We start from the raw sequence: 21,787 nt of genomic DNA on the forward strand, positions 1-21,787 counted from the left end.
TATCAGTCATCAACTAAAAATGCGCTCACAGAGCGCATTTTTATTAGGCGGGCTCAGCAACCTTGGCCAAAGTCAGCAAATGGTCGGCATAGACCTTCACATCTTCCCAGTCGGTATAATCGATCACCGCCTTAGGATCCGTTGGCCCTTTGGTGATTTTCATAATCAATTGGATCATTAATCTGTCGTACCAAGGCCACGAAGGGTAATCCACCTTACCAGCAATAATCTTCAAATCGGCGGGAGTCCAAGGTGATAAGGTTATGAATTTTTGCAGGTATTTATTGTTCTCTGGAATACGTTTTTCAGGATTACGCGCCACCACATTGACGCAGAAAAAACTGTTTGGCAACGCACTCAACGCTTGCGAATGTTGTTCAATAAACTGGAATACGCTTTTGTCATAGGTACCATAGAGTACGCAAGCCCCCAAAGCCACCAGTTGATAATCGGGCCAGTTAATCCTTGTTGCAGCCGCACTATTGATGTCGACTAAGTCAACCTCAGCACCACGCAGAGTCAATTGCTGCGCGATTGCATTCGCAATCTTGGCCGTGTGGCCACCACGGGTAAAATAAAGCACCAAAATGCGTGTCATGGGGTATTCCCGTTCCGTTAAAGTGTGGCACCATTGTGGCAATCATCTGTTAAATAAACCCCTGATAGGATCACAAATCAGCGTTGTCTCATATTCTGAAATGCAAAAATTGAGATCTGAATTGCCGAGCAGTATGATTGCGTATAGAAACATGTTCAATTAGAATTATCTAATCAAAAGCGATCAAGTGAGTACCTTATGCAAAATGATATAGATGTAAATGCAATGGTAACTAATGCGGAAAGTGCGGCTAAATGGCTTAAAGCTATAGCGAATCCTTATCGCTTAATGATTCTGTGCCTTTTACTGGATAAAGAGCTGAGCGTGACGGAACTGAATGCGACAGTTCCTTTAAGCCAATCGGCACTATCACAGCATTTAGCAGTATTGCGAGCCGAAGACTTAGTCGATACCCGTAAGAGCTCCCAGATTGTGTATTACAAGCTTAAGAATGAACAAGTCACCCAAGTGATTTCCATTCTACATAGTCGTTACTGCGCGGTATAAATAGTTAAACGACGCCATGCAGTCATAAAGCCCTAGCTGAGACTAGGGCTTTATCATTTTTACAGCTTGCTAAAGTGCGTTCCGAAGGCTTCGACTTTACCCCAATCGGTAAACTCGAAGGTGCCCTTCAGGTCAGTCGGCCCTTTAGTCATCCACATGATAAAGCGGATCATGGTCCGGTCGAATAAGCCGTATTTAGGGTAATCAATCTTGCCTGCAAAAACTGCCAATTGCTGTGGTTGCCACAGCGATAATTTAAGGAACTTTTGCATGTAAGGATTCGTTTCTGGCGTGTTCTTTAATGGCTTACGCGCCACCACATTTACAGTGAAAAAACCGTTAATTTTTGCACTTAACACCGCGTGGTTGCGATTTACAAACTGATATAGCTCAGGTCTATGTTTACCATAACGAATACTCGCACCAATCAGCACTTTATCGAAATCGACAAGACTTAAGGCCTCGGCCTGCTCTAAGGTGACTAACGACACCTGCTCACCCGCTTGTTCGGCAAGCGTTTTGATTTTTCGGCAAATTTCCAGTGTTTGGCCATCGATTGTCGAATAGATAATTAATGTCTGCATATCAATCCTTCCAGAAAGTTGGCGTGAACAAAATCAACAAGGTAAAGACTTCGAGGCGACCAAATAACATGGCCACCACCAGCACCCATTTGGCGCCATCACCGATACTGGCATAGTTACTCGCCACTTCCCCAAGCCCTGGGCCAAGGTTATTTAAACAGGCAGCGGTGGCACTAAAGGCCGTAATATCGTCCAGCCCCATGGCCATTAGCGCCAACATACACAGTACGAAAACTAAAGCATAGGCAGAGAAAAATCCCCATACTGCATCGACAACCCGATCAGGTAACGCCTTGGAGCCAATACGAATCGAGAACATCGCCTTAGGGTGAACCAAGCGCTTAAGTTCACGAGAACCTTGCAATAACAGCAGGATAACCCGGATCACCTTAATCCCGCCCGCAGTTGAACCACCACAACCACCGATAAAGCTTGAGAAGATCAACAGAATCGGCAGGAAAAGCGGCCACATATGGAAGCTTTCGGTACCAAAGCCTGCGGTTGTCGCTACCGAAACAGCTTGGAATAAAGCGTGATCTAAGGTTTCTTCTGGCGAGTCATAAATCCCGGAGTGATAAAGGGTTAAGAAACAAATCGCCGTTAGCACCAGCTGAATCGCCACCAGCATCTTGAACTCGGTATCTCGAAAATAGACTCTAAAATTGATCCCGCGGCGCGAAAATGCCGCAAAGTGCACGCTAAAGTTCACTGCAGAGACTATCAAAAAGAATACGCAAATCAGATTGATTACAGGGCTGTTAAAGTAGCCCATACTGGCATCGTGGGTCGAAAAGCCCCCGATGGCGATGGTCGAAAACGAGTGACACACGGCATCGAATACGCTCATCCCCGCCAGCCAATAGGCGCCAGCACAGGTGATGGTTAGCAGTAGATAGATGTACCATAACGCCTTAGCCGTTTCGGCAATCCTCGGCGTCATCTTACTGTCCTTCACTGGGCCCGGTATTTCGGCGCGATACAGCTGCATGCCCCCAACGCCCAACACTGGCAGAATCGCCACAGCTAGAACGATGATCCCCATACCGCCGAGCCATTGCAGCAAATGTCGATAAAACAGAATGGCCTTAGGTAAGGAGTCCAGCCCGACAATAACGGTGGCTCCCGTGGTGGTCAGTGCGGAGAATGATTCGAAGAAACTATCGGTCCAGCTGAGATCGGGTTGGCTTGAGAAAATAAAGGGTAAGGCACCGATGGAGCCAAGCACTGTCCAGAACAGGACCACAATCAGGAAACCCTCGCGAGTTCGTAATTCCTCTTTGCAGCGACGATTAGGATACCAGAGCCAAAAACCGATAAATAAGCTAACAAAAAATGCCTGAATAAACGCAGTACCACCGCCATCGTTATACCAAATGGCGATTAAGGCTGGCGGCAGCATAGTGATGGAGAACAGGCCGATAAGCAGACCTATGATTCTTATTATGGTTTTGTATTGCATTCCGCGTGTTCAATTATTCCATTGGCTGCAAAGGTATTTTCAGCATTTTGCATATTTTGGCATAATTTACGCAAGCATCACAGCTCAAACTCTGCGCGCAGGCTGCCCTGACTCAACGTTGCCAGCGATTCATTCAATATACCCTGTTGTTGTTTGCCAATTTCAAAGTGGATATCAACGGCTTCGGCAAATTGCTTATCGATGATCACCGCTTCTAACTGTTGTAATAAATGTTCGACATCCCTTAATTGGGTGTAATCACAATACAGTTTTGCAGGATAACGTAATTGCTTCAATCGCGTCGGCAATTGCCCTAAACCTTGGCGTAATCCCGAAGTATAGGCACGCACTAAACCGCCCACACCTAACTTAGTACCGCCATAGAAACGCACCACCACGGCACCGACTTCACCGAGATTCGCGCCTTGTAATACTGCGAGCATTGGACGACCAGCGCTGCCCGCTGGCTCACCATCGTCACTCGAACCGATGGCAATGCTGTCGTTAGGCGCTCCAGCAATAAAGGCATAGCAGTAATGGCTAGCGCCGGGATAATCTCGCTTTATGTCAGTAAGTACTAACTTCAACTGCTCTAAACTCGTGCAATGAAATAGAAAAGAGATAAAGCGGCTATGCTTTATCTCTTCTTCTATCTGCACATTTTCACTCGGTATCAGATAACTTTCGAGCACTCGCTCTCCCTAAAATCACGCTAAGCCCAGTTCGCGGGTCATATTTTCGTTTCGATCCTGATGCACAATCACATTATCCTCGATACGAATACCGCCAAAAGGTCGCAGCTCATCAACGGTGCGCCAATTGATCTGCTGACCACGGCTATCTTGTTTTAGCTCATTGAGTAAAGTGTCGATAATGTATAATCCTGGCTCCATCGTAAGCACTTGGTTTGGCGCCAAAATACGGGTGCAACGCAGGAATGGATGGGCTTCAGGCGCCGGAATATGAGTGCCACGTTCATCGAAGGCAAAACCTCCCACATCATGCACTTGCAAGCCTAGCATATGACCGAGTCCATGGGGGAAGAAGGCACTGGTAATGCCTTGGTCGACTAAGCCTTGGGCATCGCCCGTGGCTAACTCAAAATCCAGCAGCATTTGTGCGACTTTGCCATGGGTCGCCAAGTGTAAATCGGGATAACGCACACCCGGACGCATCATATCAATCAGTTCGAGCTGCGCCTTGTTCATGGCAGTAATTAATTCGTCGAAACGATTCTTCTCAAACGCATAGGTACGAGTGATATCCGACGCATAGCCAAAATAACTAGCACCCGCATCAATTAAAAAAGATAAACGTCGCGCCGGATTTTGGTGCTCGAGTGCGGTGTAATGCAAAATCGCCGCATTTTGGTTTAAGGCAATGATATTACCGTAGGGCACTTCGTTCTCGCCCTGTCCCACGGCAGATAAATACTGCTGCTGAATTTCAAACTCGCTGGCACCGTTATAGAAGGCATTTTTAGCCGCTAAATGCCCTTGCACCGCGATCTGGTTCGCTCGGCGCATACATTCGAGTTCATATTCGGTTTTAGTGGTACGGTGAAAATGCAGATAGCTCATCACAGAGTCAGGATTGCGACTGGTGAAACCCAGCACCTCAGCCACATCTAAATGCTCACCCAAATAAGCCCAGTTAGCGATATCGGCAGGCAATAGTTCGGCAACCTTATCGGCCTTAGTGAGTAATTTGATCTCAAAATGCTCGGTCCAGAACATCTCCGGCACGTCAGACACCTTATGCCAAAAATCCACTGGGCGATAAAAAATCAATTGCGGCTTATCGCGACCATTCACCACTAACCAACAGTTAGGGTTATCCAACACAGGTAACCAAGCCTTGAAATGGGGATTGGCTTTAAAAGGATAATTAATGTCGTCCAAAAACATTCGATGTGGCTGACCCGAGTGGATCACTAAACCTGATAATGCTTCACGCGATACAATTTCAGCAACTCGACGATTAAGCTCGGTGATGTGGGCATGATAGTGATGAGCCAAGTGATCCATGTTTCATATCCTGTAATGAACGATAGTTAATAAAAAAACCGCAAATCTGACTAAGCCATATAGGCTCAGTGTTTTCCTCTACTTACGCCCTCATTTCGCACGGGGTAGCAAATTCTCGATTTAAGCCTATGCTTTTAATTCTAAAAATAAAATTACCCAACTAGCCAGCGAGTAATACCGCTAAAGTACAAATTCCCACTACGTACTCTTTCGCGTAATCTGGCACTTCTACACTTTGTGCAGTGTATCACAAAGCTGAAAATTCACTCTAGCCGACAAGAAATTAAACAGTCGTTTAAATTGGGTGTTGTAATTTATCGAATTTCGAAGCACACTGGCACACAACTGGTCAAATGATGGCCGAAGCTGCTGTGAGATAGAGAGTCGTACTAACACCAAAAAATAATGGTGGGTATCACTTTTAAGCCAAAAGGAAGCAAGCAATGATCTACCAAAGTCCTACAATTCAGGTTGAGTTACTCGAGGATAATATTGCCAAGCTGTGCTTTAACGCACCCGGTTCGGTGAACAAATTCGACAGAGAAACACTCGCCTCACTCGATGCCGCATTAGACAGCATTAAACAACAAACAAACATTCAGGCATTAGTGCTGACCTCAGGTAAAGATACCTTTATCGTGGGTGCCGACATTACTGAATTTTTAGGCTTATTCGCACAAGATGATTCAGTACTGCTCTCTTGGGTTGAACAGGCCAATGCCGTATTCAATAAACTTGAAGATTTACCTTTCCCAACCGCTTCAGCGATTAAAGGTTTTGCCCTAGGCGGCGGTTGTGAAACCATTCTGGCAACGGATTTCCGTATTGCTGACACCACAGCCAAAATCGGTCTACCCGAAACCAAGCTAGGCATCATCCCTGGCTTTGGTGGCACAGTGCGTTTACCACGTGTGATTGGTGCTGACAACGCCCTTGAGTGGATCACCACGGGTAAAGACCAAAGCGGCGAAGATGCATTAAAAGTCGGTGCGGTTGATGCCGTTGTCGCTCCAGAAGCCTTGGAAGCTGCGGCGATTCAAATGCTAAAAGATGCAGTAGCAGAAAAGCTTGATTGGCAAGCGCGTCGCCAACGCAAGATGTCACCACTGACCTTACCTAAACTCGAAGCCATGATGTCTTTCACGACCGCTAAAGGCATGGTTTTCTCTGTCGCAGGCAAACATTACCCAGCACCAATGGCAGCGGTAAACGTAGTTGAACAAGCATCAACCAAAGACCGCACCGAAGCACTACAAATTGAACACCAAGCTTTCATCAAGTTAGCGAAAACCGATGTAGCCAAAGCGCTTATCGGTATCTTCCTTAATGATCAATTCGTTAAAGGCAAAGCTAAGAAAGCGGGCAAACTCGCTAAAGATGTGAAAAGCGCAGCCGTATTAGGTGCAGGCATTATGGGTGGCGGTATCGCTTACCAAAGCGCCAGCAAAGGCACGCCAATCGTGATGAAGGATATCGCTCAACCTGCATTAGATTTAGGTTTAGGCGAAGCCGCGAAACTGTTATCTGCGCAAGTTGCCCGTGGCCGCTCTACCCCAGAAAAAATGGCTAAAGTGCTGAACAACATCACCCCAGCATTAGACTATGCCCCAGTGAAACATGCTGACGTAGTTGTCGAAGCTGTAGTTGAGCATCCAAAAGTGAAGGCGCAAGTACTGGCTGAAGTTGAACAATACGTCAGTGAAGATGCGATTATCGCCTCTAACACGTCAACTATTTCAATCAACTTGCTAGCGAAGAGCATGAAGAAGCCAGAGCGCTTCTGTGGTATGCACTTCTTCAACCCAGTGCACAAAATGCCATTAGTTGAAGTTATCCGTGGCGAGCACAGCTCAGAAGAAACCATCGCATCAGTTGTCGCCTACGCCAGCAAAATGGGTAAAACCCCAATCGTTGTTAACGATTGCCCGGGCTTCTTCGTTAACCGCGTTCTCTTCCCTTACTTTGCTGGCTTTAACGGCCTGCTCGCCGAAGGTGGCGACTTTGCCGCTATCGACAAAGTGATGGAAAAACAATTCGGCTGGCCAATGGGCCCTGCTTATCTGCTAGACGTTGTCGGTTTAGACACAGGCCACCACGCCCAAGCAGTAATGGCCGAAGGCTTCCCCGATCGTATGGGCAAATCCGGCAATGACGCGATTGACGTGATGTTCGAAAACAAACGTCTCGGTCAGAAGAATGGCAAAGGCTTCTACGCTTACTCTGTGGATAGCCGCGGTAAGCCAAAGAAAGACGTCGACCCAACCAGCTACGAGCTGCTGAAGGCCGCCTTTGGTGAACAAAAAGCATTCGATGCGGATGAAATCATCGCACGCACTATGATCCCAATGATTATCGAAACCGTTCGCTGTTTAGAAGAAGGCATTGTGGCATCACCTGCCGAAGCAGATATGGGCTTAGTCTACGGTTTAGGCTTCCCACCATTCCGTGGTGGTGTGTTCCGTTACTTAGATACTATGGGCGTAGCGAACTTTGTGGCTTTAGCAGACAAATACGCTCACTTAGGTGGTTTGTATCAAGTCACCGACGCCATGCGCGCCCTTGCAGCCAACAACGGTAGCTACTACCAAGCCTAATTAGCGGGAAAGGAATTTAATTATGAAACAAGCTGTTATCGTAGATTGCATTCGTACTCCTATGGGCCGTTCTAAGGCTGGGGTGTTCCGTAATGTACGTGCAGAAACACTCTCTGCCGAATTAATGAAAGGTCTATTACTGCGTAACCCGCAATTAGATCCCAATACTATTGAAGACGTTATTTGGGGCTGCGTGCAGCAAACCCTAGAGCAAGGCTTCAACATTGCCCGTAACGCATCATTGCTGGCAGGTATCCCGAAAACGGCTGGCGCCGTGACAGTAAACCGCCTATGTGGTTCTTCAATGGAAGCCATCCACCAAGCGGCACGTGCCATTATGACCGGCATGGGCGACACCTTTATCATCGGTGGTGTTGAGCATATGGGCCATGTGCCGATGAACCATGGTGTGGACTTCCACCCTGGTTTAGCCAATAACGTCGCTAAAGCCTCCGGCATGATGGGCTTAACCGCAGAAATGCTCGGCAAGCTCCACGGCATCACCCGTGAGCAGCAGGATGCCTTTGCTGTTCGTTCACACCAACGCGCTTACGCAGCCACAGTTGAAGGCCGTTTTGCCAAGGAAATCTATGGCATCGAAGGCCATGATGCTAACGGTGCACTGATTAAAGTACTGCACGACGAAGTGATTCGCCCAGAAACGACCATGGAATCGTTAGCAGCACTGCGCCCAGTATTCGACCCTGCAAACGGTACTGTGACTGCGGGTACCTCATCAGCCTTATCCGACGGTGCTTCAGCGATGTTAATTATGGAAGAATCTAAAGCGCGCGCTTTGGGTCTACCAATCCGTGCTCGCATTCGCTCTATGGCGGTTGCAGGTTGTGACGCAGCTATTATGGGTTACGGCCCAGTGCCAGCCACGCAAAAAGCACTGGCTCGCGCAGGCATTACCGTTGCTGATTTAGATGTTATTGAACTAAACGAAGCCTTTGCCGCACAATCTTTACCCTGCGTTAAAGATTTAGGCCTGTTGGATGTGGTCGATGAGAAAATTAACCTCAATGGTGGTGCTATCGCGCTTGGCCATCCACTGGGTTGCTCTGGTGCGCGTATTTCAACGACGCTGATCAACCTGATGGAACACAAAGATGCAACCTTAGGTTTAGCCACTATGTGTATCGGTTTAGGCCAAGGTATTGCAACCGTTTTCGAACGCGTTTAATCCTTAACGATTCTTCCTTCAAAGCCGGACTCAGTTCCGGCTTTTTTATGCAGCTTTAAAATCATTGTGAAATAATGCCACGCTAAAACGTCGATGATAAAGTTGCTAAGCCAAAAACGCTTAAAGTTAGATTATCTCGATTTTATAGCAGCTATAAAAGTCCCGTATTTTTTATGATGAAGAGATCCATCCCATTCTCAAGCATTTGAGAAAGATTAGAGACCACGAAATAACATTGTTCCACGTGAAACATCTCACTAATCCTGACTCTCGAATAAAACGGAATAAAACCAATTACCCGTTGCATCACAAAATCAGGCCGCCAACTTGGTTTATCCAAACCACTGGAGTAACATTAGCCAATTCTGTTTAACCGTTCAGTCGAGGTCATATGAACGACGTTTTCACAACCGCACAACACAAACTGGATGCTCTTGGTTTGCGCTGCCCAGAACCTGTAATGATGGTGCGTAAAACGGTAAGACAAATGGCTCAAGGAGAAACACTGCTTATCATCGCGGATGATCCTGCTACTACCCGTGATATTCCCAGTTTTTGTGAGTTTATGGATCACACACTGATCGCCAGTGAAACCAATCAAACACCCTATCAATATTTGATTAAAAAGGGACTCTAAGTCCCAACATCGACATTAGGATAAGGACATCAAACATGCCGAAACTAGTTGCTATCGCCTATAAAACGATTAAACGCGGACCAATGAATGAGGTGCTGTGCGCGAATGTCACCCAGCACAGCGGTATTGAAAAAGATGTATTTGGTCGCCCAGGCAAAAGGCAAGTCACAGTACTCTCGCTCCAGCAATGGCAAATAGCGTGTCAAAGTATAGGTGCAAATTTACCTTGGACGACTCGCCGCGCCAATCTTTTAGTCGATGGATTAACTTTTAGTCCTGCCGATGTGGGTAAGCAGTTACTGATTGGGGATCTCTGCCTCGAAGTCACAGGAGAAACTGATCCCTGTAAAAAGATGGACCAAGCTCATGCCGGCTTAGAGTCAGCACTTACACCTGATTGGCGAGGCGGTGTCACTTGCCGTGTCATCAATGATGCCATGATCCACATCGGCGATCCCGTCACATTAAACTAATCATCACTTCCTGGAGAGTAAGCTGCATTACTCTCCCACAGTTTCTCCACCTCAGCTGCTGCCCCTCGGTCATTAATTGAAACAGTATTTCCGTTTTCCTTACAGGGTATTTGTGCGATAACTTAGCGTAGCATTAACAAATATTTATCCAACCTGATAACAATCAAGCCCTAGAATAACGATAACAGGACATAACATGTTGAAACCTAAGCTGACACCGCTTTATATCGCCCTGATGCTTGGCCTTAACTCCCACGCTGTACAGGCAGCAGACGCCCAAAAAACGAGTTGGGACGTCAATGCGCCAGCCAATGCCCCGCTAGAAAAAGTGGCAATAGATGTAACCGAAGGCACTTGGATGAACATCAGTGTCAGTCCAGACGGCAAACATTTAGTATTCGATTTACTCGGTGATATTTATCAAATCCCAGTCACGGGAGGTGAAGCAAGACCATTAGCTCAAGGCATAGCCTGGCAAATGCAGCCCGTTTATAGCCCTGATGGTAAACACATCGCCTTTACCTCGGATGCGGATGGTGGTGACAATATTTGGATTATGGATGCCGATGGCAGCAATCCACGCACCGTCACATCAGAAACCTTTCGCTTACTCAACAGCCCAGCGTGGAGCCCTGATTCGCAATATTTAGTGGGTCGTAAACATTTTACCGCCAGTCGTAGTTTAGGTGCCGGCGAAGTCTGGCTCTACCATGTAGCAGGTGGCGAAGGTGTAAAACTCACCAAACGCCCAAATGATGAGAAAGACTTAGGCGAACCCGCCTATTCACCCGATGGCCGCTATATCTATTTCAGCCAAGATGACACCCCAGGAAAAACCTTCCATTACTCTAAAGACTCAGTAAACGGCATCTATAAAATCAAGCGTTACGATACCAAAACAGGTGATATCGAAATTCTGATAGAAGGGACTGGCGGAGCCATTCGCCCAACCCCAAGTCCTGATGGCACCAAACTAGCCTACATCAAGCGTGATGATTTCCAATCATCCTTATATTTGCTTGATTTGAAATCCGGTGAAACCACTAAACTGTTCGGCGATTTAGACCGCGATATGCAAGAGACTTGGGCAATCCATGGTGTTTACCCGACGATGGCATGGACTCCAGACAACAAAGACATCTTCTTCTGGGCTAAGGGCAAAATTAACCGCCTCAACGTTGCGAATAAAACGGTCACCGATATTCCATTTTCCGTAAAAATCCAATTAGACGTTCAGCCTTCAGTACGCTTTAAACAAGATATTGATAAAGATGTATTCGATGTAAAAATGCTGCGAATGGCACAAGTTTCACCGGATGGCAGTAAGGTCGCCTTCGAAGCATTGGGTAAAATCTGGTTGAAGACACTTCCCGATGGCAAGATGTCGCGCTTAACCGAGTTAGATAACGATATCGAAGAACTCTATCCCCAGTGGTCGCGTGATGGCAAAAATATTGTCTTCACAACTTGGAATGACCAAGACCAAGGCACAGTACAAGTGATCAGCGCTAAAGGTGGCAAAGCGAAACAACTTACCACTGAGCCAGGAAAATACGTCGAGCCCACCTTTTCTCCCGATGGCGAACTTGTGGTGTATCGTAAAACCCAAGGCGGCCATCTCACACCTCGAACTTGGTCGCAGGAACCAGGCCTGTACAAGGTCGATTTAAAAACCAAACAAAATAAGAAAATCTCCGCAGAAGGCTATCAAGCACAATTCGGAGCCTCAGCCGATCGCATATTTTTTATGAATAGTGGTGAAGATGACACACCGCAGCTTGCCTCTATTAACTTGGATGGGTTTGATAAGCGCGTTCACTACAGCAGTAAGCATGCAACCGAATTTAGAGTCTCACCCGACGGTAAACAGCTCGCCTTTGCCGAGCGCTTTAAAGTTTGGGTGACGCCCTTTGCTAAACATGGTGAAACCGTTGAAATCGGCCCTAACGCCAGTAATCTTCCTGTCACTCAGTTAAGTGTGCGAGCTGGCGAAAGTATCAGTTGGAATAGCAAGAGTAATCAACTCTATTGGACTCTTGGCCCAGAACTGTACCAAGCCGATGTTGATTCGCAGTATCTCAAAAAGGACGTGCAAGCTAAGCCAAGCATTATCAATTTAGGCTTTACTGAAAAAGCTGATGTTCCACGTGGAACAGTCGCCTTTGTCGGCGGTAAAGTGATCACCATGGAAAATGACCAAGTCATCGATAAGGGTGTAGTGATCGTCAAAGACAATCATATTGTTGCTGTTGGCGACGCTAACACGGCAATTCCAAAGGATGCACAAGTTATCGATATAAGCGGCAAATCCATTATGCCAGGTTTGTTTGACGCTCACGCCCATGGCGCCCAGGCCGATGATGAAATCGTGCCCCAACAAAACTGGGCACTCTACTCTGGATTATCCCTAGGCGTGACGACCATCCATGATCCATCGAACGATACCACTGAAATCTTTGCCGCTTCTGAGCAACAAAAAGCTGGTAATATCGTTGGCCCGCGGATTTTCTCCACTGGAACAATTCTCTACGGCGCAAATGCACCCGGATACACCTCGCATATCGACTCACTCGATGATGCAAAATTCCATTTAGAGCGACTCAAAAAAGTTGGTGCCTTTAGCGTTAAGAGCTACAACCAACCGCGTCGCAATCAAAGACAACAGGTTATCGCTGCAGCTCGTGAACTCGAAATGATGGTCGTGCCAGAGGGTGGCAGCTTACTGCAACATAACCTGACCATGGTTGCCGATGGCCATACCACCGTAGAGCACTCATTACCCGTGGCAAATATTTATAACGACATTAAACAGTTCTGGAGCCAAACTAAGGTCGGTTACACTCCAACCTTAGTCGTCGCCTACGGCGGTATTTCGGGTGAAAACTATTGGTATGATAAGACCGATGTGTGGGCTCATCCGCGCCTGTCTATGTATGTGCCAAGCGATATTTTGCAGGCTCGCTCTATGCGTCGCCCCCATGCACCAGACGGTCACTACAATCATTTTAACGTTGCTAAAGTGGCGAATGAGTTTAATAAATTAGGCATTCATCCAAATATTGGCGCCCACGGTCAACGTGAGGGTTTAGCCGCCCATTGGGAAATGTGGATGTTCGCCCAAGGCGGCATGAGCAATATGGATGTACTCAAAACTGCGACCATTAACCCAGCCACCACCTTCGGCCTAGAGCATCAACTTGGCTCAATTAAAACCGGTAAGCTTGCAGACTTAATCGTTATCGATGGCGATCCATTAGCGGATATTCGAGTCACAGATAAAGTTACTTATACCATGGTCAATGGTAAGTTGTTCGATGCAGAGTCGATGAACCAACTCAATGGCAGCAAACAACAGCGTAAGCCTTTCTTCTTCGAGAAAATCTAATCTCAACAAGATGAAATAACAAAAGGCATGTTCCACGTGGAACATGCCTTTTTATTTTGGATTTTTAGCTCAATAAAATAAGTACTTATTTGCCGCCACAGCAAGCATCATAGGCGATGCAATCAACTAGATGATCGTTCACCATTCCCACAGCCTGCATAAAAGCATAACAAATCGTTGGGCCAACAAAGTTAAAGCCGAGTTTTTTTAACGCCTTGGACATTGCCTCAGACTCAGGTGTTTGCACAGGCACCTGCGACATGGAAGTAAACTGATTAACCATAGGCTTACCACCAACAAAGCTCCACAGAAATTCAGCAAAATCTTTGCCATCCGCAGTGTAGGCTAAATAGCCTTTTGCATTACGAATAATCGAATGGATCTTAAGGCGATTACGCACAATACCTGGATTGTTCATCAACTCTTCAACCTTAGCGTCGTCGAAAGTGGCAATGACTGTCGGCTCAAAATCCGCAAAAGCTTGTTCGTAGTTTTGCTGCTTCTTTAAGATAGTAATCCAAGACAACCCGGCTTGTTGGCCATCTAAACAGAGCTTGGCAAACAACTCCTTCGAATCATAAACTGGGCGTCCCCACACTTTATCGTGGTACTCACGATACAAGGGATCATCGCTGACCCAATTACAGCGGATTTCTTCCATGGCCTATCTACCTTAACGTTTTAACAAAGAAGGTAAAAAATAACCTACATAAGCAGAGATCTACAAGGTATAATCGAAACCATTTTCTATTCAAGCTGACGGCAGTAGACAAGTAGACATGACGACGAAACACGACGTAAAAACATTTCAGGGTTTCATTCTAACCCTACAGGAATATTGGGCGCAGCAAGGCTGTGCAATCGTTCAACCTTTAGATATGGAAGTCGGTGCGGGTACATTCCACCCACAAACTTTCCTACGCTCTCTAGGGCCTGAGCCAATGAGCAGTGCTTATGTGCAGCCATCGCGCCGCCCTACCGACGGCCGTTACGGTGAAAACCCAAACCGTCTGCAGCACTACTACCAATTCCAAGTCGTGTTAAAACCGTCACCGGATAATATCCAAGAACTCTATTTAGGTTCTCTGCAAGCTCTAGGTATTGATACACAAATCCATGATATCCGTTTTGTGGAAGACAACTGGGAATCACCAACACTAGGCGCTTGGGGCTTAGGCTGGGAAGTCTGGTTAAATGGCATGGAAGTGACTCAGTTTACTTACTTCCAACAGGTTGGCGGCTTAGAGTGTAGCCCTGTCACGGGTGAGATCACCTACGGTTTAGAGCGTCTCGCCATGTATATCCAAGGTGTGGATAGCGTGTACGACCTCGTATGGACCGATGGCCCGATGGGTCGCATCACCTACGGCGATGTGTTCCACCAAAACGAAGTTGAGCAATCGACCTATAACTTTGAGCACGCAGACGTCGACTTTATGTTTGCCCTGTTCGATCAATGCGAAAAAATGTGTCAGCACTTATTGTCGCTTGAAAAACCATTACCTCTGCCAGCCTATGAGCAAGTGATGAAAGCCTCGCACGCCTTCAACCTGCTCGATGCACGCCACGCCATTTCAGTGACTGAACGTCAGCGTTATATCCTGCGCGTTCGTACAATGGCTAAAGCCGTTGCTGAATCCTATTATCAGGCACGCGAAGCGCTTGGCTTCCCAATGTGTAAGTAGAGGTAACACATGAATTTTGAAAACTTACTCATCGAGTTAGGCACTGAAGAACTGCCGCCAAAGGCGCTGCGTAAACTGGCTGAGTCTTTCTTAGCAAACTTTACCGAAGAATTAACCAAAGCCGATTTAGCTTTTAAATCAGCTATTTGGTACGCTGCGCCCCGTCGTCTCGCCATTAATGTGACAGAACTAGCGCTTGCTCAAGCGGACAAAATCGTTGAAAAACGCGGCCCCGCTGTCAGCTCAGCTTTTGATGCCGAAGGTAAACCAACCAAAGCCGCAGAAGGTTGGGCACGTGGTAACGGTATCACTGTTGACCAAGCTGAGCGTTTGGTGACCGACAAAGGCGAATGGCTGGTTTATAACGCCAAAGTAGAAGGCGTTGAAACTAAGAGCTTAATTGCTGCTATGGCACAACGTGCGCTGGATAAGCTACCCATTCCTAAGCCAATGCGCTGGGGAAGCAGCAAGACACAATTTATTCGCCCGGTTCACACCGCTACCATGCTGTTAGGCAGTGAGTTAATCGAAGGTGAATTGCTCGGCATTAAATCGGCACGTAATGTTCGTGGTCACCGCTTTATGGGTACAGGCTTCGAGCTTGACCATGCAGACAACTACCTGACGCTGCTGAAAGAAAAAGGTAAAGTCATCGCCGACTACGAAAGCCGTAAAGCCTTAATCAAAGCCGATGCCGAAAAAGCGGCCGCTAAGATTGGTGGCACCGCCGATATAGAAGACGACCTGCTGGAAGAAGTCACCTCTTTAGTTGAATGGCCAGTCGTATTAACCGCAAGCTTTGAAGAGAAGTTCTTGAACGTGCCTTCAGAAGCCTTGGTTTATACGATGAAGGGCGATCAGAAATACTTCCCAGTATTCGATGATGCTGGTAAGTTGCTGCCAAATTTCATCTTTGTCGCGAACATCGAATCAAAAGATCCGGCGCAAATCATTGCTGGTAATGAGAAAGTGGTTCGTCCACGCTTGGCTGATGCTGAGTTTTTCTTTAATACAGATAAGAAGCACACACTAGAATCACGTTTGCCAAGCCTTGAGACTGTGTTGTTCCAGCAACAACTCGGTACCTTAAAAGACAAAGTGACTCGTATCTCTGCCCTAGCCGCCTTTATTGCCGAGCAAACTGGCGCTAACGCCGTTGATGCAGCGCGCGCTGGTTTATTGTCTAAAACAGACTTAATGACCAATATGGTGATGGAGTTTACCGATACGCAAGGCACTATGGGCATGCATTACGCCCGCTTAGACGGTGAAACTGAAGCCGTAGCCTTGGCCATGGAAGAACAATATAAGCCAAAGTTTTCTGGCGATACGGTTCCAACAGCTGCAGTTTCTTGCGCAGTAGCCTTAGCGGATAAACTCGATACCTTAGTCGGTATCTTTGGTATTGGTCAGGCACCTAAGGGCGCTGCCGACCCATTTGCCCTACGCCGCGCCGCTATCGGTGTGCTACGCATTATCGTTGAGAACAAACTGCCACTTGACTTAGTAACACTGATTGCTAAGGCTCAAGAACTCCATGGCACCAACTTAAGCAACGCGAATGCAAGCGATGAAGTACTTGAGTTCTTAATGGCACGTTTCCGTGCTTGGTACCAAGATAAAGGTATCGATGTTGATGTGATCCTCGCCGTATTAGCACGTCGCCCAACTCGCCCAGCTGACTTTGATAGCCGTATCAATGCGGTATCACACTTCAGAAGCTTAGAAGCCTCTAGCGCTCTGGCAGCGGCGAATAAGCGTGTATCTAACATTCTGGCGAAAGTAGAAGGCGAACTACCGACTGCGATTAATTCAGCTCTGTTAGCCGAAGCAGCAGAGCAAGCGTTAGCTGCAAAACTTGCTGAACTTCAGCCTCTGCTTGCTCCACTGTTTGCTAATGCGGATTACCAACAGGCATTAACGCTGCTGGCGAGCTTACGTGAAAGTGTTGACCAGTTCTTCGAAGACGTGATGGTAATGGCCGATGACGAAGCCCTGAAAAACAACCGTTTAGCCCTGCTAAATAACCTACGTGAGCAATTCTTACATGTAGCGGATATTTCTCTACTCCAGTAAGTCACACGTTAGGTACCAATAAAAAACGCGCTGATAGCGCGTTTTTTATTAGCTGCAATTTATTAAAATTGCTGGAGTTTTTCATGCAACGCCTCAAATTGAACTTGATCGAGTCCAACTAAGGCTAACAAGTTACTCAGCATGTCTGCAGGCAATTTACCCGCTTGCTGCAGCATCGAAATCTCACTGATGATATTCGCGCGCCAAACCACTGCGGCAATCCCCTCATGCGGCCGGGTATGTACGTGGGCAAGTTTATCCAGTTCAGCTTCAAAAATACTGGGTAACTGCCAATATCTTGCTAATAACGCACTTAAGGTAAGTGATTTGGCCGTCATCACTTGTCGGAATAACCAAGAATTTGGCTGCTCACCAGGCTCTGCTTGCACAAAAGCATCAAGCAACATTTTGAAGATGGCGAGCTTACCCACATCATGCAGTAATCCTAATAGGAATGCGGTGTCCCTATCTTCTTCACTCAGCTCGCTAGTTAAAAAGGCCACCTGCATTGAATGACGCCAAATCTCAGCGCCAAAACGCCGAAAATAAATGGGTTTAATATCTAGCATCTCACGCACTAGGCAGCTAGTCACAAAGCAACGTAACTGTTCACGGCCAAGTTGTACTAAAGCTTGCTGCAAGCTAGTCACTTCCCGCTCGCCACGCTTAAAGGCCGGTGAGTTACACAACTTAAGCACTTCGACACTCAGTAAGGGATCTTGCTCGATTAACGCCAACAAGTCTTTAGTATCAAACTGTGGATCAGCTAACTTACGGTCTAACTCCAATACCTTAGAGGGAAGCTTAAGCACCTTTTCTGCTATCACTTGTGGCGATGCTAAGGCGAGCTCTATTTCAGCCATTACTCGCCGTTCAAGGTTATTAGCAACGCCACCAGCATCTTTGGTTCTGGCGGGGAATAACAAACTATAAAACAGCGCCGCTAAGTCAATACTCATCGAAGTATCACATTGCTCTTCTACAAGTTTTTTAGGTGACGCTGTCGTTATAGGTTTGCTGAGATCGGTCTGACTAAAGCTTTTAGGTCGCTCAAGTGTTGCTTGTTCACGGATATTAAAAATTTTGTTGAATATGGATTTAATCAAAATATTCCAACCTATGAAAGCTGTGTTTACTGAGCCAGTATTACATTATCCGTCCATTGTAATTGATATGCTAGAGCAGCCACTATCAGTATTATGTGCAGCTTGAGTATATGTTGCCAAACTTAAGATAAGGTTACCAAGTCGAATTGTTTCACGTGAAACCATAGTCCAATTTAGCTTGATAGCGTGAGCAATTTTAATGGCTGAAATGAGCATGCAACAACTTAACCGCTCGGTGAAAAACAAACATAATGTATAGTGATTAGCACGACTCAAAATTGGAAGGCGCTTATGAAACTCTATATCGGCAATAAAAACTACTCTAGCTGGTCGCTCCGAGCTTGGTTAATGGCTGCGAAATCAGGCGTTAAGTTCGATGAAGTGCTATTACAACTCGATACCGATAGCTTCTACCAGCAACTCCAATCCATTTCGCCAACGGTAAAAGTACCAACACTGGTCGATGGTGGCATTACCGTTTGGGATTCACTTTCGATTTGTGAATATATCAATGATTGTTATCTTTCAGGCGCTGCATGGCCACAAGAGCCAAAACAAAAAGCCAAGGCTCGTTCCCTCGCCTGTGAAATGCATTCAGGCTTTCATGCCCTGCGAAATGCCCTGCCTATGAATATCCGTGCCCGTCGATATGTCGAGCTTAACCCCGCGGTTCAGCAAGATATTGCTCGGATCGACAGCATTTGGTCTCAGCAAATGACTGAGTTTACCCCATCCAAAAATCAGGGCACTTGGTTATTTGGCGAGTGGTCAATCGCCGATATGATGTTTGCACCAGTGGTAATGCGCTTCTTTACCTATGAGATTGAAGTCTCGCAAGCGAGCCGAGCGTATATGGAATTTATTGTGAGCCAGCCAGAAATGCAGGCTTGGATAACTGCCGCAAAAGCGGAGACTGAAATTGTCGAAGCCGATGAGGCGGGTGTTGATAGGTAATTTTTTGCAAAATAAAAGGGAAAGCTAAGCTTTCCCTTTTTTATCAATCAGTTATATCTGTAAAAAACGATATTAAACGTCTAGATATTAAACGTCTAAGTTAGCTACGTTCAGCGCGTTGGCTTCAATAAACTCACGACGAGGTTCTACTTGATCGCCCATCAAGCAAGTAAACAATTGGTCTGCACCGACGGCGTCATCAATGGTCACTTGCAGCATACGGCGTGATTCAGGATCCATTGTGGTTTCCCACAATTGCTCAGGGTTCATCTCACCCAATCCTTTATAACGTTGGATATAGAGACCACGTTTCGCTTCAGAAATCGTCCAATCTAGCGCTTCAATGAAGCTGCCAACTTCTTTCACTCGGTCGCCACGTTGCACATAACCACCGACTTCAATCAAGCCTTCTAGGGCTGCACCTAATTTAGCAATACGTTGATAATCCATTGATTGGAAGAAGTCATAGCTAAATAGGTAATGCGTGTCGATACCATGTTTACGGATAGTAATCTTCGGCAGATACACTTTACGCTCAGGATCGAGTACAGGCTCACCAGAATACAGCACGCCGCTGTTTTCTAATTCCACCAACTCATGGATAAAGGCGTCTATCCATTCCTTCATCTTAGCTTCATCGGCCAACATCTCATTGCTGATCATTGGGTGGTAAAGCATCCGATTAGTGATATGCGTTGGATAACGTTGCTCTAAACGGGCAACAATCGCCTCTACTTCGCGGTATTGCGTCACTAAACGCTCTAATGGCTCACCCGACATACCTGGCGCACCTTGAGATGGATAAATGCTGGTTCCATCTAACGCTTGAGTGGTCAGATACTGAGTCAGTGCTGCTTCATCTTTCAGATATTGTTCTTGCTTACCTTTCTTCACTTTGAATAAAGGCGGCTGAGCAATATACACATAACCACGTTCAATCAGTTCAGGCATTTGGCGGAAGAAGAAGGTCAACAGCAAGGTACGAATGTGCGAGCCGTCGACGTCAGCATCCGTCATGATGATGATGTTGTGGTAGCGAGTCTTATCTGGGTTGTATTCATCACGACCGATACCACAGCCAAGCGCGGTGATTAGTGTGGCAACCTCTTGAGAAGACAGCATTTTATCGAAACGGGCTTTCTCAACGTTTAAGATTTTACCTTTCAGTGGCAGAATAGCTTGATTCTTACGATTACGTCCCTGCTTAGCGCTACCGCCAGCAGAGTCCCCTTCCACTATGTAGATTTCTGAAAGACCAGGGTCTTTCTCTTGGCAATCCGCCAGCTTACCAGGCAAACCACCTAAATCGAGCGCGCCTTTACGACGGGTCATTTCACGGGCTTTACGCGCCGCTTCACGGGCACGAGCCGCATCCACTATCTTACCAACGATTAACTTAGCATCGGCAGGATTTTCAAGCAGATAGTCGTTAAGCTTTTCACCCATGGTTTGTTCAACCGCGGCTTTCACTTCGCTAGACACTAGCTTGTCTTTGGTTTGCGAGCTGAACTTAGGATCGGGCACTTTAACCGAGATAACAGCCGTTAAACCTTCGCGGGCGTCATCGCCAGTCGCGTTGGTTTTGCCTTTCTTGTTATAACCTTCGTTTTCCATGTAGTTGTTTAGGTTACGTGTCAACGCACTACGGAAACCGGCTAAGTGAGTACCACCGTCACGCTGCGGGATGTTGTTGGTAAAACAGAATATGTTTTCTTGGTAACCATCGTTCCACTGCATCGCCACTTCAACGGTAATGCCGTCGTCACGCTCCTGCATAAAGTGGAATACATCTTTGTTTACCGGCGTTTTATTACGGTTCAAGTAATCAACGAATGCGCTGATACCGCCTTCGTATTTAAAGAATTCGTTTTTATTATCACGCTCGTCGACTAAGCGAATCCCCACACCAGAGTTAAGGAACGATAGTTCTCGCACCCGTTTAGCCAGGATTTCAAAGTGAAACTCAACATCACTGAAAGTTTGCTCACTTGGCCAGAAACGGATTTCGGTACCCGTTTTAGTTGCATCACCAATCTCTTTGATTGGCGCATCAGGTACACCATGGGTGTAAAACTGCTCGTGGACTTTACCATCGCGACGAATGGTTAATTGCAGCTTTTTAGAAAGCGCGTTGACCACCGACACACCCACACCGTGCAGACCACCTGACACTTTATAGGAGTTATCGTCGAACTTACCACCAGCATGCAGTACCGTCATGATAACTTCTGCGGCCGATACACCTTCTTCTTCATGGATAGAGACCGGAATACCACGGCCATCATCCTTAACAGAAACCGAACCATCCACATGGATAGTAATTGTGATATCAGTACAATGGCCCGCTAAGGCTTCATCGATAGAGTTATCGACTACTTCGAACACCATATGATGTAGACCCGTACCGTCGTCGGTGTCACCAATATACATCCCAGGTCTCTTACGTACTGCATCAAGGCCCTTAAGGACCTTAATACTCGAAGAATCGTAACTATTCTCTGACATATTATTCTCTC

Annotated in this window: 17 protein-coding genes; 9 read left to right on the plus strand and 8 right to left on the minus strand. The window is 46.6% G+C overall.

All coding sequences use genetic code 11. The features are described 5' to 3' along the window. Nucleotides 1–43: 43 nt before the first annotated feature. Nucleotides 44–598, minus strand: a complete 555-nt coding sequence (gene hemG, locus M0413_RS14920) for a menaquinone-dependent protoporphyrinogen IX dehydrogenase (RefSeq protein ID WP_140907435.1) — start codon at nt 596–598, stop codon at nt 44–46. A 198-nt stretch (nt 599–796) separates the two neighbouring features. On the opposite strand from hemG (M0413_RS14920), the gene M0413_RS14925 reads away from it, so the two are divergent. Then, complete coding sequence (locus M0413_RS14925; protein WP_011715321.1) at nt 797–1,105, plus strand: ArsR/SmtB family transcription factor; 309 nt, start codon at nt 797–799, stop codon at nt 1,103–1,105. Between the two features lie 59 nt (nt 1,106–1,164). On the opposite strand, the gene hemG (M0413_RS14930) is transcribed toward M0413_RS14925, so the two are convergent. The 4 genes from hemG (M0413_RS14930) to pepQ form a co-directional block, all read right to left on the minus strand. After that, nucleotides 1,165–1,689: a menaquinone-dependent protoporphyrinogen IX dehydrogenase gene (hemG, locus tag M0413_RS14930; RefSeq protein WP_218737716.1), complete on the minus strand. Its 525-nt coding sequence runs from the start codon at nt 1,687–1,689 to the stop codon at nt 1,165–1,167. 1 nt (nt 1,690) lies between these two features. Then, on the minus strand, nt 1,691–3,148 hold the full coding sequence (locus tag M0413_RS14935) for a TrkH family potassium uptake protein (protein WP_249554785.1): 1,458 nt from the start codon (nt 3,146–3,148) through the stop codon (nt 1,691–1,693). A 77-nt stretch (nt 3,149–3,225) separates the two neighbouring features. Beyond that, nucleotides 3,226–3,840: a YigZ family protein gene (locus M0413_RS14940; protein ID WP_144346139.1), complete on the minus strand. Its 615-nt coding sequence runs from the start codon at nt 3,838–3,840 to the stop codon at nt 3,226–3,228. A gap of 15 nt (nt 3,841–3,855) precedes the next feature. Continuing rightward, nucleotides 3,856–5,175 (minus strand): Xaa-Pro dipeptidase, encoded by a 1,320-nt coding sequence (pepQ, locus tag M0413_RS14945; protein ID WP_249554786.1) that lies wholly within the window; start codon nt 5,173–5,175, stop codon nt 3,856–3,858. Nucleotides 5,176–5,618: 443 nt separating this feature from the next. Here pepQ and fadB point away from each other — a divergent pair, with 443 nt between their 5' ends. The 5 genes from fadB to M0413_RS14970 all read left to right on the plus strand — a co-directional run bounded on the left by fadB (nt 5,619) and on the right by M0413_RS14970 (nt 13,450). After that, the gene (gene fadB, locus M0413_RS14950; protein WP_249554787.1) at nt 5,619–7,769 is read left to right on the plus strand and encodes a fatty acid oxidation complex subunit alpha FadB; all 2,151 of its coding nucleotides are present in this window, start codon (nt 5,619–5,621) and stop codon (nt 7,767–7,769) included. Nucleotides 7,770–7,791: 22 nt separating this feature from the next. Further along, on the plus strand, nt 7,792–8,955 hold the full coding sequence (gene fadA / locus M0413_RS14955) for an acetyl-CoA C-acyltransferase FadA (protein ID WP_037413491.1): 1,164 nt from the start codon (nt 7,792–7,794) through the stop codon (nt 8,953–8,955). 391 nt (nt 8,956–9,346) lie between these two features. After that, nucleotides 9,347–9,592 carry a sulfurtransferase TusA gene (gene tusA / locus M0413_RS14960; protein WP_037413489.1) on the plus strand — a complete coding sequence of 82 codons (246 nt, stop codon included), beginning with the start codon at nt 9,347–9,349 and terminating at the stop codon, nt 9,590–9,592. Nucleotides 9,593–9,627: 35 nt separating this feature from the next. Continuing rightward, complete coding sequence (locus M0413_RS14965; RefSeq protein WP_037413487.1) at nt 9,628–10,065, plus strand: MOSC domain-containing protein; 438 nt, start codon at nt 9,628–9,630, stop codon at nt 10,063–10,065. 196 nt (nt 10,066–10,261) lie between these two features. Beyond that, complete coding sequence (locus tag M0413_RS14970) at nt 10,262–13,450, plus strand: amidohydrolase family protein (protein ID WP_249554788.1); 3,189 nt, start codon at nt 10,262–10,264, stop codon at nt 13,448–13,450. 85 nt (nt 13,451–13,535) lie between these two features. Here M0413_RS14970 and M0413_RS14975 read toward each other — a convergent pair whose 3' ends face one another. Continuing rightward, nucleotides 13,536–14,111 (minus strand): DNA-3-methyladenine glycosylase I, encoded by a 576-nt coding sequence (locus tag M0413_RS14975; RefSeq protein ID WP_037429354.1) that lies wholly within the window; start codon nt 14,109–14,111, stop codon nt 13,536–13,538. A gap of 118 nt (nt 14,112–14,229) precedes the next feature. Here M0413_RS14975 and glyQ point away from each other — a divergent pair, with 118 nt between their 5' ends. Both glyQ and glyS read left to right on the plus strand, forming a co-directional pair. Continuing rightward, nucleotides 14,230–15,135, plus strand: a complete 906-nt coding sequence (gene glyQ, locus M0413_RS14980) for a glycine--tRNA ligase subunit alpha (RefSeq protein ID WP_011070431.1) — start codon at nt 14,230–14,232, stop codon at nt 15,133–15,135. Nucleotides 15,136–15,144: 9 nt separating this feature from the next. Continuing rightward, nucleotides 15,145–17,211 (plus strand): glycine--tRNA ligase subunit beta, encoded by a 2,067-nt coding sequence (gene glyS, locus M0413_RS14985; protein ID WP_249554789.1) that lies wholly within the window; start codon nt 15,145–15,147, stop codon nt 17,209–17,211. A 62-nt stretch (nt 17,212–17,273) separates the two neighbouring features. On the opposite strand, the gene M0413_RS14990 is transcribed toward glyS, so the two are convergent. Next, on the minus strand, nt 17,274–18,317 hold the full coding sequence (locus M0413_RS14990) for an HDOD domain-containing protein (protein WP_218678120.1): 1,044 nt from the start codon (nt 18,315–18,317) through the stop codon (nt 17,274–17,276). Between the two features lie 291 nt (nt 18,318–18,608). On the opposite strand from M0413_RS14990, the gene M0413_RS14995 reads away from it, so the two are divergent. After that, entirely contained in the window at nt 18,609–19,271 is a 663-nt protein-coding gene (locus tag M0413_RS14995) for a glutathione S-transferase family protein (protein ID WP_249554790.1), read from the plus strand. A gap of 87 nt (nt 19,272–19,358) precedes the next feature. Here M0413_RS14995 and gyrB read toward each other — a convergent pair whose 3' ends face one another. After that, the gene (gene gyrB, locus M0413_RS15000; protein ID WP_088586444.1) at nt 19,359–21,776 is read right to left on the minus strand and encodes a DNA topoisomerase (ATP-hydrolyzing) subunit B; all 2,418 of its coding nucleotides are present in this window, start codon (nt 21,774–21,776) and stop codon (nt 19,359–19,361) included. Between the last annotated feature and the right edge of the window lie 11 nt (nt 21,777–21,787).

It is taken from the genome of Shewanella sp. 8A (genome assembly GCF_023475945.1).
Lineage (GTDB): Bacteria > Pseudomonadota > Gammaproteobacteria > Enterobacterales > Shewanellaceae > Shewanella > Shewanella xiamenensis.